A 12436-nucleotide genomic window follows, 5' to 3' on the forward strand; every position below is an offset into this window, starting at 1 on the left:
ACCTGAATTTTTCTTTTTATTTAAAATACTTGAGGTATTGAGCTGTTGTGCAACTTGTACTACCTGATTCAGCTTTTGCCCAGTTTCATCCAAGTCTTTATTTTGAACCAAATTTAACAACTCATCAGTATATCCTGAGGTTTGTGTCGCAATATTTTTACCATACTCCGCCACGGCGTTATGGTTGATTTCTGCCAACTCTTTCCGCGCTGCCAAGACGGCATTGAAGTCATCTTGTTGCAAGCCAATTTCTTGCAAATTTAACTGTTGAAACTTGTGTTCAATCACTTCAGTGGTTGGCTCTACCACAAGACTGTTTTGTTCTGGGTTGGTCATAATTCACCTAATCTATTTCTTAAAGTGTTGGTTTCTGTAGTGATTTTTTTAAAGTATGAATCAATTTTTCACGGCTATTATCGAGCTTTTCCAGTTCAATTGTCGAGCTTGATTGCTGGGATTGTTTGACATGATATTGCCATGCTGGGATCAAAACCTGCTGCGCCTCTTTATATCGGTCTAACAAACTCAATGAAAGCTGCTGAGACAACTGCATTTGCGTAATCGCAATATCATTACTGCTTTGCAAAGTTTGCAAGCTGTTAATTTTCTTGGATAAACGTTCTGCAAAATTATCTAAAGGATGTGCATTCTTCACAAATTTAGGATATTCCATTAAAAATGCTTCAGCCGCAGATATATATTTAGCCATTTGCTCACGTAAACCAGTGAGCTGCTGATAACGTGCTTGCGACTTTTGAATTTCAATTTGTAATTTTTGGCTGAGATGATTGGCTCGATCCAGCAATTGATCCAGTTTTTTATAGTATTCAACTTGGGTTGAACCATATTCAATATCAATCCCGAGCCACTTTTGCAGCCCATTAAATTTTCGCTTTTTTAGGTATTTTTTTGAGTCAGCCAGTGACTGGATCAGTTGCTCAATGGTTTGACTCAGCTGTAAAGTCAGCTGTGGATCTATCCCATTAAGCAGCACAGACTGGGCCTGAATGACACTATCTGCATAATGATTGAGACGATATTGGTCGTTCAGCAACGGAACCAAATCATTACGCTGGATACTTAAAAGTTCGTCTGAATTGACTGGTATATCCCTTAATGGAACAAGAACGTCAATTTGTGCCATAGTGCTTTAACCCAATAAAGAAATTGAATAAAATCATTTTTATACTACAGCTTTTGTATTAAATAACATGTAGATTTTTGCAAAAATGCTGTGAAAACCTTTTATCTTGATCTGGCTAATCATTACTTCTGCTTCCAATAAAATGATATCTATTTAAAATTATGATCATTCGTCTTCAGCACGTCATTCGTTATAGTTTAGGCTTCTGCATTGTATTAACCTTATTTATCAGTATTGGTGCGCACTATAAAGCAAAACACATCCACGAAACATTTTTAGAGCATGATCCGAGCCAATTGCAACAAGTGAGTGGCACACTGTTAGGCAATGAAACAGCTATTCAACTTTATCAAAAAAATCTAGCACCCTATAATTTAAACAGCTTGGGGAAAACGCAATTTTTGGTCGGTTTCTTTAGCCTGAATCAGAGCCGAATTCAAACGGTTTGGTGTGATCGTTGGCTAGACTCACCTTTTAAGACCACCTCCTACACTGGCCCGAAAAATCCAATAAAAAAAATGAATTTGCCTATTCACTATTTTCATACTTACCAATGGCTATTCGATGCAATGCGGTTAACTTTAGATATTCCTGCTTGGAGAGGTCAATCCATCACTTATCTAAAGAGCCCTCATGATATTTTGTATGCACTACATGTGAATGGAAAAATGATTTTCGGCTATGAACAAGCCTATCAACAATATAACCAACTCTATCTAGATGAAATAAAAAATCGAAATCAATCAGCACTCTACTTTTTTGTTTTCTTTTGCATTACTGTCTTTCATTATAGAAAGCACATATTCAACGTCATAAAAAGCCATGAGCAACATGGCCTTAAAATTAAGTGATTCGATATTATAAATAATCACCTTCACGCTCAGGTTGATAAAGCACTTTTTCAATTTTGACTTTCATCATTTGACCGTCTGGCTGTGGCCATTCAATTTCCTGACCTTCAGCTAAGCCCAGAATTGCTGCGCCAATTGGAGCAACCACATTGACCTGCCCTTTCTCCCCTTTAAAATCATGCGGATAAACCAAGGTAATTTCAGATGCTTCTGTAGATGGGGCAATGGTCAGTAAAACTTTTGCATTCATCGTTACCACATTGGCAGGCATATCTTGTGGCGCAACAACATCGGCACGGGCCAATTCTTCTTCAAGCAACTGCATAGTCGGTGTAAGTTTAGGCTGATGCTCTAGCATCGTTTCTAAACGATGAAGATCCTGCTCAGAAATAATAATTGCTGGATTTGCCATGTGCTGCATCCCTATTTGAATACGATATGAATAAAATTCTTATTAAAAATAATTTATTAGCCTATAACTTCTGTTATATCAGAAATGCAGTCTAAATTACATTTCAACTGATTTTGATTTTTTAATGCCATAAAAAAAGCCCCCTTGAGGGGGCTTTCTCAAGTCAAACTTAGTTCGCGTAAACTGGGAATTTTGCGCAAACAGTTTCAACTTTCGCTTTAACAGCATTGATCACAGCTTCGTCACCTTTGCTGTCTAGGATGTCTGCGATCCAACCAGCAAGTTCACGTACTTCAGCTTCACCAAAACCACGAGTCGTCACAGCTGGTGTACCAATACGGATACCAGAAGTCACAAATGGTGAGCGTGGGTCATTTGGTACAGAGTTTTTGTTCACAGTAATGTGAGCTGCACCTAACCATGCATCTGCTTCTTTACCTGTTACATCTTGCTTAATAAGAGATAACAAGAACAAATGGTTTTCTGTACCGCCAGAAACGATGTCATAACCACGAGCAATGAGAACTTCAGCCATAGCTTGAGCGTTCTTCACCACTTGTTGTTGGTAAACTTTATATTCAGGAGCCATTGCTTCTTTAAAGCAAATTGCTTTAGCCGCTACAGCATGAACCAAAGGACCACCTTGGTTACCAGGGAATACTGCCGATTGTAATTTTTTCTCGATTTCTTCGTTTGCTTTCGCAAGGATTAAACCTGAACGTGGGCCACGAAGTGTTTTGTGAGTAGTCGTTGTTGTTACGTCAGCAATCTGAACTGGGCTTGGGTAAACCCCAGCAGCAACTAGACCAGCAACGTGAGCCATATCTACAAATAGGTAAGCACCAACTTTGTCCGCGATGTCACGGAAACGTTGCCAGTCAACAATTTGGCTATATGCAGAGAAGCCAGCAACGATCATACGTGGCTTATGCTCAATTGCTAAACGTTCAACTTCTTCGTAGTCGATCTCGCCAGTTTCTGGGTTTAAACCGTACTGAATTGCGTTATATGTTTTGCCAGAGAAGCTCACTTTTGCGCCGTGAGTCAAGTGACCACCATGCGCCAAGCTCATACCCAAAACTGTGTCGCCTGGGTTAAGAAGGGCTAAGTAAACAGCAGAGTTTGCTTGTGAACCCGCATGTGGTTGAACGTTTGCGTAATCTGCACCGAAAAGCTCTTTAGCACGGTCAATCGCTAATTGTTCAATCACGTCTACATATTCACAACCGCCATAGTAGCGTTTGCCTGGGTAGCCTTCAGCATATTTGTTTGTAAGTTTTGAACCTTGCGCTTCCATTACTGCTGGAGAGCAATAGTTTTCAGAAGCAATCAGTTCGATGTGCGCTTCTTGGCGAGCATCTTCCTGTGTGATTGCTTGCGCGATTTCTGGATCAAATTCAGCAATTGAGATATTGGCAAACATTAGCGAGGTCCTATGAAATTAGGGCTTTTAAGCCGTGCTAAGATTGGCGCGTATTGTAGCATGAAGTTTATAAATTTCGAGAACGAACTTTACTCTGTTTGAAATAAAAATCGCCCATGCAGTAAAACCACATGAGCGCTTTAGGTCAAAGCAAATTATTGAATTGGCATGAGAGTTTTAACATCTGCCACGAAGTTATCCAAATTTTTAGTATAAACAGTAGTGTGATCCCACTTATCAACTGCTGCGAGTTGATCATCATTAACATACGTGATCACCGTACCTGCTGGTGCTGTATTCACTAAGTTATTGGTTATTGTTCTTGGTACTGTCGTATCGTATGTTCCTTGATAAATAATCACTGGGGTACTAATCTTGCTCTTCAAAGGTTGTGAACCATTGGCTAGAAAATCTTTTACTTCAGGAATATTCGACATAAATCCTGTTTGAGTTCGCGGATAACCATCTATAGTTCCATATGTTGCAGCATAAACACCCATCGCCCCACCAAACTTATTACCTAATGCTGTGTAACATAGTGATTCAGCTTCTGCTGCAATATTATCAGTTGGCGTTTGGAACACTTCGCTATACTGTAAATTTGGATAAGGGTTTCTTAACCCTGCTGTAATTAAGGCTGTAAATGTGTCTAATCCTGCAAGTGTTTTAATTTTATTTGTTAAGTTTGTTTCAGCAGCTGCCTGTTGCTCACCGCCAATCAGAATCAAGCTTAAAAATGATGCAGGAGCAATTGCAATCGTACCTTTATAATCAAGTTGTGCACGTGATGCATTTTCAGCTGCACCCAATGCTGCATGTCCACCTTGAGAATGTCCGATGGCAGCCCAACGTTTTTCAGTTGTATTACCAAAATTTTGACTCGCTGCAACAACTGCATCGGTGATCGAATAGGCTTCACTTTTTAGATTTAAAAATGGATGCAACTCACGGCCACTAGGTTCACCTAAACCCTCATAATCTGGTGCAACCACGGCATAACCTGAGGCAAGAAGTTTAGCTATCAAATATTCATTTCCAGCTAAGCCCTGTTGGCTTGGCGCACACTGATCAGCAACGCCAGTTGTCCCATGTGCCCATGCAACAATTGGCCAACCACCTGCGGGCATTGTTCCTTTGGGTGTAAATACTAATGCGGTGGCTTGAGTCTCACTCCCATTTACACCACGCATTTTATATGTCATCAAGGTTTTAGATGCACTCACACTATCCAGAACAATATTGGCACTAGCATTAACATCCGTATAAGCTTCAGTTTTCACCACTGGATTTACAATATTATTTTTCGGGACTCCATCATTTACAACGACGGAAGTTGTGTTCCCTTCCCCACCACCACAGGCTGTTAATAAAAGTACAGAACTGCTGACCAACACTGCCAATAATCTTTTTTTCATCTTCAATTTCCTTAATGAAGTTTTTTTCTTGTTGTAACGATTCAAATCACTTGAATACATTAATGATTTACGCTTCAAAATGACCTATAGCAAGATCACTTACAAAAAATAAACAAATGACCCTTTTGAATCTATCTTTATTTCTTGAAAAAACATAAAGCATTGTAATTTATAAAATAAAAAACCATATAACAAGTCATTGCACTTATAGGTGAGACTGTCCAAAAATACGTTTTTAACGCTATTTAATTTTCTCAAGATAATGAACTACGACTCGCTAGGCTTATTGTATCTAGTCGATTTGAACGGATGAATATGGCTCAATCATTTAAACTTGCGCTTCAGTGCATACACTTGTTCACCAACAAAAATAATATCAGGCTACAAATCCGACATCGCAGGCTGTCTTGATCCTGTTGAAAATGATAAATTTATACAGTTTTCAATTTTCGGACATGCATATGCAAGCCATCATTCTCGATACAGAAACTCATACCCTCAACGGTCAACCTATTGAGATTGCATACGCGCCAATTGAAATCATCAATGGCAAATTAAGCCTAGATAAAAGCCAAGTCTTTGATCAACTCTATACGGTCGATGAACCGATTTCTTTTGCTGCTATGGCTGTACACCATATTTTAGAGTCAGATTTAGTGGGCCAACCCCACTACACGACATTCAGGCTACCAGATGAGACCCAATACATTATTGGTCATAATATTGACTATGATATTCGTGCCATAGAAAAGTGTGGTGTAAATGTTTCAAATATTAAAGCAATTTGTACTTTGGCACTTGCGCGCTTAGTTTGGCCTGATGCTGAAGCCCATAATATTTCAGCACTCATTTATATGATCTCCAAAGGTAGTGAAAAAGCCCGTGAGATGATTAAAAAAGCGCACCGTGCGGATATGGATATTATCTTAACAGCCAATATTTTAATGCATGTGGTTCATCACTTAAAAATAAATAGTATGGAGCAGTTATTTATAGCCTCTGAAGATGCCCGCATTCCTCGTGTCATTAACTTTGGTAAACATCGTGGAACTGCGATTGCAGAGCTCCCTGCCGACTATATTCAGTGGTTAATGCGCCAAGATGAACTTGATCCTTACTTACGTAAGGCTTTGGAAAATGCCAGCATTACAACACTTTAAAATAATTTGTCATAAATTGTTAATATTACTGTAATTTTTACACTGTATGTTCAGCCTTAATTTATTTTTTCGGGGGAGTAAATTAAGGTATGAATCATTATCAAAAGACAGCATTAGGTCTCGATGCGTTACAACAACGTCATATCCCACTCAATGCACGCCAGAGACGATTATTGGTTTTAATTGGCACAGAAGATTTTGACCGACTGGCAGATCAATTTAAACAACGTATTGCAACACCAGAAATACTCGAACAACTCGTCGAATTGGGTCTGATTCATTCCACCCAAGCAGCTCATACTCCAAAACCAACTCCTGTTGAATTTGAAACAAATATAACCAACATAGCTCCAAGTTCCTCCCCCGTTGTAACGCCTGAGTTGAAAGACAGCAACGCTGCTGTAGTTTTAAACACTGAAATTACTGCACCAGCACCAGCACCAGCACCAGCACCAGCACCAGCACCAGCACTCAAAGCGTACAGTTTTGAAGAAACTCGTGAGTTGATGATGAGTTTATTACAACGTTATTGTGGATTAATGGCGAGACAACTCATTCTCCAAATTCAATCTGCAACAGACCTACAAAGCTTGAAACGTTGCCAAATGCAATGGATTACCGCCCTACAAGAAAGTCGAATAGAACCCATTATGCTCAACCAATATCTACAGCAAATTAATCATTCACTTTTACGTTTACAAGCCGCTTGAGGCATGCATATTCAGTCTTTTTTTGTATAGTTCAAAAGGAGGAAACTCTAAGAAAAAATATCAAGCTATTGTTTTTATAAATTTATTTTAAAATCTAAACTAAAATTTAGAGGTCATCCGAATTTCTTTAAACTTTGGCACAATTGGCTCAGTCAAGCGCTCAAGGCATAAATTCTAATATGAAATAGGAACCATGCTATGGCAATGTTAAATCATCTACTGTTTGATCCTGTAGATAACCCGATGCAATTCAGTAAAGTCGGAAATTGGTTGATTACTTTTTTATCTCCCCCAGAAGATCTAAACAATAGTTGTTTGGCTTTGACTTATATTCTTCCACGCCAACTCAGCCCACGACTACAACCACAGCGCATTATTATACACCGCACTGCAAATGCACATCTTTGGGCAATTGACTATGTCGAATGCTATGACAGTCAGCAGCAAAGTACGCTTTCATTTGCACCTCATACCGCAGAAGCACAATGTATACTGAATACTTTGATCCAAGAACTGAATAAGTATGATGTGGATGTGCAATTATGTGCTGACCTAACTAACGAGAAAAGCATCTGATTATTCAGTAGAACCAAAGCGTTGTTTTTTATTTAAGCTTGGTGATCAAGCAAAAAAGCCCATGTAAACATGAGCTCTTTGTTCAAGATAAAATCAATCAATAACACGATATATATTCTCAGTCTGTTGACTTTCGAACAGCAGTTCAATACTCGGAAGAATCACCTCACCCTCAACCACAATATGTTCAATACGCTGAAACAAATCTAAATTTGCAGCCTCAGATTCTTCAGGGGCTTGCCTAAGTCGTGCTTTTACCTCATAGGTTTGACTGTATTGATCCTTAACCTTCACATCTACAAGTTGAGTCATTTTTCTTTCCTTTTCTTTTTTGCTCTGCTTACTTTTATAGCATAAGATTTTTAATTGTCCCGATTTGGAGATGTTAGAATTTATCGCAATGTTAATTTATATGAATATTTTAAAAATCATAACCAAAAATCAAAAACTTAAACTGAATCAAGGTAACATCCGAGATACATCGTCATAATTACTCACATAAAAAAAGCTCGCATTTCTGCGAGCTTTTCTATGTTGGAAGGCTAGTGCTGATTTATTGTTTGAACATTTCGTTTCAAACTCAACGAGCTGTCATTGATCCGTCCAACTACATCGTAGCGTCTTAGTTATCGACCTACTGTAGGTACAATATAAAAGTAATTCTGCACTTCGACAAGTACGTATGACATTTCTAAACAACTGTACAAATAAAATCCAATTGATATTTTATTAAAATGAGCGATCATGTTCATGGCAAAATAGAGATAACAACTCATCCGCAAATAAAGTAAACTCCCGAACTCGACCGAAGAGTGTATCTCCATGTTAGTTCAATTAATTTTAAGTGACTTATATCGCTATTGTGGCAATACTAAAATGAGCTCATTTGTTAAAAATTATTTGTTCAATCGGGGCTTTAACTTTAGTTTTTGGTTGCGTCTTGCAAGCTCAAAATCTTGGGTCGCTAAACTGGCCTATCCTGTGTTTTATTATAAGAAAAAGAAATATGGTATAGACATTCACTGTACTACACAAATTGGTTATGGCTTATATATTGGGCATGGTGGGCCTTTGGTTGTCAATCCAACTACAGTGATTGGAAATAATGTCAACTTATCGCAATTTACAACAATTGGTGCTAATGGTGGTCGCCAAGCAGCAATCATTGGTGACAATGTTTATATTGGTCCAAATGTCTGTATCATTGATACAGTTAAAATTGGTCATAATGCAACCATTGGTGCGGGGAGCGTAGTCACAAAAGATATCCCGGAAAATGCAACAGCCGTAGGGAATTATGCAAAAGTAATAAACTATAACCATCCAGGCCAGTCAGTGAATAGACGCTGGCCAAAAATCAATAAAAGCGACTAATTCTTCAACATATTTTTAAGTGCATTCTTGCTCAATCAATCATATTTCAAACACTTCATGTGCAATAAAGCTGAGCTTATTCAACGTCAGGGCAAGAGCGATATCATTATGAAAAGCCTACTTAGCTAAATGAAAAACATTAAAATTTCTAAAGTTATGACGTAAAAATCAGTTAGCACACAAATAAGTTCATATTTCAATCTTATAATTATTCAATCACAAAACAATCAAGAAAAATGACAAATATTAATCAAAAAAATATATTATTAAATTTATAACTATCAATCTTTAAAAGGGTTTGAAACTTTATCTTTAAAACTTAACCAAATTAAAAATGCCATAATAAATAACAAAATTCCGATTACAATGAAAAACATCTCCCCCATAGCAAAGCCTGTAATCACTGCACCTATCCCTATCAGCAACAGTAAAATGATGAATGCGATCCCGATGACATACATATATGTTCTCCAAAGGTAAAATATTATGGACTTCGATTATTACGTTTTCAGCATGTCAATTTAATGTTATTTACATTAAATTTTATTATAATTTGTGATTAGTTTTGCTCCATTATGTTCAATCAGTATGATCATAATAGTAATTTGTGTAAATTTACTAGAACTATTACATATATATTATCAGTAAATTGATCTATATCTCAAAAATGAACACCAAAACAATCAAATACTTTTTTTAAAGATTTTTCTCATAAATCTGTTTAAAATTGGATGCCTACGCGCTACAAGCAAATGTACAACATCGCTGTTTATTTCGAGGTAATGAGTGATCAAAAAGTCTGTCTTTCATAGTTTAGATTTACAAAAACTTATTTTGATCTTAATTATTAGCAGCGTATCAAGCTTGTTTTTAATTTCAATTTTTGTGCTGAATTATGTCATCAAAGAGCAACTCACAGAGAATTCTTTAGCTGCAAATCAACGCTATGCTGCCAAAATCGCATTTAGCACAGATAAATATTTTGAAAGCATGTTAAGTGAACTCAAATTTAGCGCTCACATCTTAGGTCAAAACTTTTCCAATCAAGATGTTTTAAAAGCAGAAGTTTCAAGACTCAAGAATCAATCCCACAAATTTAACTCGATCACGATTGTCGATAAAAATGCATACATTCGGGAATATGCACCACATAACTTTCGTATAGACCACAAAAAACAATATAAAACTGCTGGAATCATTGAAGCCTTAAAACTAAAACAAACTTATATATCTTCTCCCTACAAAGGACTTTCTAATAACCTTATTGTTCTCATTGCTCAACCTATTTTTAATCGTAAAAATGAATTTTTAGGTATTGTGACGGGTTCAATTTATTTAAATCAAGAGAACTTGGTGAGTGAACTCCTTGCCACATCGTATTCTCACAAGAAAAGCTACACCTATGTTATTGATAATAAAAATAAGATTATTTTCCACCCTGATCAAAGCCGGATTGGAGATTCATTAAAAAATAATACGGGGTTGAAATATATTACTTCTCGCTCCTCAGGCAACATTGCTTTAGTCAATAGTAAAGGAATCGAGAACTTAGCTGGTTTTGCAGCGATACCAAGCGTGAATTGGATTATTGTGTCGCAGCAGCCCACATTAGAATTGCTCAGCCAAGCGAACGCTATTATTGTCAAAGTGACCTTGGGTATGCTGATTTTTTATCTTGTACTCTTTATTTTTGTTTGGAAACTATCCTACTTAATCTCTTCTCCGCTCAATAAACTTGCTCAAATGGCAAGCATGCTCACACGCCCCAATATTGATCAAGATATCAAGAAAATAGATCCTTGGTATTTTGAAGCATTGCGTTTTCGCACTTCATTGCTTTTGAGTTCTAAACACTTTAAAGATGAAATTGCAGAACTTAAACAGCACGTAAATACAGACCCGCTTACAGAACTATATAACCGCCGAGGCATGAAATTATTTTTAAATGAATTAAAAGCCACAAACACTCCTTTTTCAGTACTCAATATAGATATTGATCACTTCAAAGCAATTAATGATAACTATGGCCATGATCAAGGAGATCATGTATTAAAGAAACTAGCATCTCACATGATGAACAATTTCCGTAAGCATGATATTTGCTGTCGTGTTGGCGGAGAAGAGTTTACTGTATTTGTCGTGCATGAGGATCCCAAAGTTGCATATACAGCAGCTGAACGACTTCGAGAGGCTGTTGCACAAAGCTATCTTGATCCAGTGGGACATATTACCGTTTCAATTGGCATTGCATCTTGGCCACGAGATGCAGAAAGTGTCGATGACGTGATTAAGCTTGCAGACCAAAAACTATATGAAGCAAAAAATGATGGACGTAATTGTACTCGTATCTCCTCTATTTAAAGCGCCATTGAATAAATACATTCTTCTACGTCTAGGAAATATCATGATTAGACATTTGAAGCGGTACTCAATCCTCTCAACAGTACAAATTGTTTAGCATACAGGCAAACTGAAGTAATGATTAACACAGACAGACAAATTTAGAGCAAACATTCTCGCAGCTCTTTTAGAAGACTTGAGAGCCGAGCTCCAAGAAGAAATATCTTATTATCAGTTATCGTTTTACAAAGAGCCGCTATAAATTACAACAACATAAAATGACACGTCTAGCATAAAGGGTTGTTCTGTTGCTTAAGGAAAGGATTCATACATGATTATTGAGTTAATCAGTAAAAAATTGTTTTACCAAACTATCCAAAAACGAAATAGCAAAAAAATTGCAGATAAAAGGATCTGAAGCTATAGCCCTAACCTTTTTAGCAGCTTATTGAACTCGTCATATTAGTCTCAAGTATATAACTATGAAATATGCAGTGAAAATTATGCAAGAAAGTGATGCATTTATTGCAAGTGCTCGTGATCTGGCAAAATGAAATAGCGTAGGTATTTTTTGGATAAAGCATTAACTGAAACCTTGGAAGGTATTGAAATCATTTTTATGATGTATATGGATGCTTGCAAGAAAATTCCATGTCCAACTGCTCAGGAGCACGGTAAATATCTATTCATGTTCCAGTTTTAGTCGCATCAAGGGTTCATTTATATAATGAGATGCTAAACCAAAGTATTCGTTAAGCTGAGTTAGCCAGATATTGAGAATGGTTTTAAAAATAGACTATTGTCTTTAAAACATGACTCTAAGATAAAATCTATTAAAAATGTGTTTTATGCTTTTAGAAAGCGCAAAAGTTAGTCACTGATATTTTCAAATTTAGACTTTTGTGTATTTTTCATTCTGTTTTTAATTTTTAAGGGAATGATTACCCTCGAAAACCCATTTAAATACACGTGTGAAAAAATGCAAACTATTTATAAATAACAATAAATTGGTGCGCTCAGCGGGACTCGAA

Annotated in this window: 12 protein-coding genes; 6 read left to right on the forward strand and 6 right to left on the reverse strand. The window is 36.9% G+C overall.

Going from position 1 to position 12436, the window contains the following annotated elements; genetic code table 11:
- Both B4F08_RS16335 and B4F08_RS16340 read right to left on the reverse strand, forming a co-directional pair.
- On the reverse strand, window positions 1-336 hold a 336-nt coding region (locus B4F08_RS16335), incomplete at its 3' end, for a toxic anion resistance protein (RefSeq protein WP_291375376.1).
- A 19-nt stretch (window positions 337-355) separates the two neighbouring features.
- Window positions 356-1144 carry a tellurium resistance protein gene (locus B4F08_RS16340; RefSeq protein WP_086207907.1) on the reverse strand — a complete coding sequence of 263 codons (789 nt, stop codon included), beginning with the start codon at window positions 1142-1144 and terminating at the stop codon, window positions 356-358.
- A 161-nt stretch (window positions 1145-1305) separates the two neighbouring features.
- On the opposite strand from B4F08_RS16340, the gene B4F08_RS16345 reads away from it, so the two are divergent.
- Window positions 1306-1995, forward strand: coding sequence for a hypothetical protein (locus B4F08_RS16345; protein ID WP_291375379.1), 690 nt, complete (start codon window positions 1306-1308; stop codon window positions 1993-1995).
- Window positions 1996-2002: 7 nt separating this feature from the next.
- Here B4F08_RS16345 and rnk read toward each other — a convergent pair whose 3' ends face one another.
- The 3 genes from rnk to B4F08_RS16360 all read right to left on the reverse strand — a co-directional run bounded on the left by rnk (window position 2003) and on the right by B4F08_RS16360 (window position 5245).
- Window positions 2003-2407: a nucleoside diphosphate kinase regulator gene (gene rnk, locus B4F08_RS16350; RefSeq protein ID WP_087526224.1), complete on the reverse strand. Its 405-nt coding sequence runs from the start codon at window positions 2405-2407 to the stop codon at window positions 2003-2005.
- A gap of 169 nt (window positions 2408-2576) precedes the next feature.
- A complete protein-coding gene (gene glyA / locus B4F08_RS16355) occupies window positions 2577-3830 on the reverse strand; it encodes a serine hydroxymethyltransferase (RefSeq protein WP_086207910.1) in 1254 nt (417 codons plus the stop codon).
- 155 nt (window positions 3831-3985) lie between these two features.
- Window positions 3986-5245 carry an alpha/beta hydrolase gene (locus tag B4F08_RS16360; RefSeq protein WP_291375383.1) on the reverse strand — a complete coding sequence of 420 codons (1260 nt, stop codon included), beginning with the start codon at window positions 5243-5245 and terminating at the stop codon, window positions 3986-3988.
- Window positions 5246-5706: 461 nt separating this feature from the next.
- Between B4F08_RS16360 and B4F08_RS16365 the strand changes: the two genes are divergently transcribed.
- The 3 genes from B4F08_RS16365 (at window position 5707) to B4F08_RS16375 (ending at window position 7691) form a co-directional block, all read left to right on the forward strand.
- Complete coding sequence (locus B4F08_RS16365) at window positions 5707-6405, forward strand: exonuclease domain-containing protein (RefSeq protein ID WP_119063209.1); 699 nt, start codon at window positions 5707-5709, stop codon at window positions 6403-6405.
- Window positions 6406-6494: 89 nt separating this feature from the next.
- Complete coding sequence (locus B4F08_RS16370; RefSeq protein ID WP_291375385.1) at window positions 6495-7115, forward strand: hypothetical protein; 621 nt, start codon at window positions 6495-6497, stop codon at window positions 7113-7115.
- 198 nt (window positions 7116-7313) lie between these two features.
- On the forward strand, window positions 7314-7691 hold the full coding sequence (locus B4F08_RS16375; protein WP_228146953.1) for a hypothetical protein: 378 nt from the start codon (window positions 7314-7316) through the stop codon (window positions 7689-7691).
- A gap of 93 nt (window positions 7692-7784) precedes the next feature.
- On the opposite strand, the gene B4F08_RS16380 is transcribed toward B4F08_RS16375, so the two are convergent.
- On the reverse strand, window positions 7785-8003 hold the full coding sequence (locus B4F08_RS16380) for a hypothetical protein (RefSeq protein ID WP_086207913.1): 219 nt from the start codon (window positions 8001-8003) through the stop codon (window positions 7785-7787).
- 510 nt (window positions 8004-8513) lie between these two features.
- On the opposite strand from B4F08_RS16380, the gene B4F08_RS16385 reads away from it, so the two are divergent.
- Both B4F08_RS16385 and B4F08_RS16390 read left to right on the forward strand, forming a co-directional pair.
- On the forward strand, window positions 8514-9065 hold the full coding sequence (locus B4F08_RS16385) for a serine O-acetyltransferase (protein ID WP_291375386.1): 552 nt from the start codon (window positions 8514-8516) through the stop codon (window positions 9063-9065).
- Between the two features lie 786 nt (window positions 9066-9851).
- Window positions 9852-11426, forward strand: coding sequence for a sensor domain-containing diguanylate cyclase (locus tag B4F08_RS16390; protein WP_291375388.1), 1575 nt, complete (start codon window positions 9852-9854; stop codon window positions 11424-11426).
- The last annotated feature ends 1010 nt before the right edge of the window (window positions 11427-12436 follow it).

Origin of the sequence: Acinetobacter sp. UBA6720, assembly GCF_002454215.1 — a bacterium.
GTDB lineage: Bacteria > Pseudomonadota > Gammaproteobacteria > Pseudomonadales > Moraxellaceae > Acinetobacter.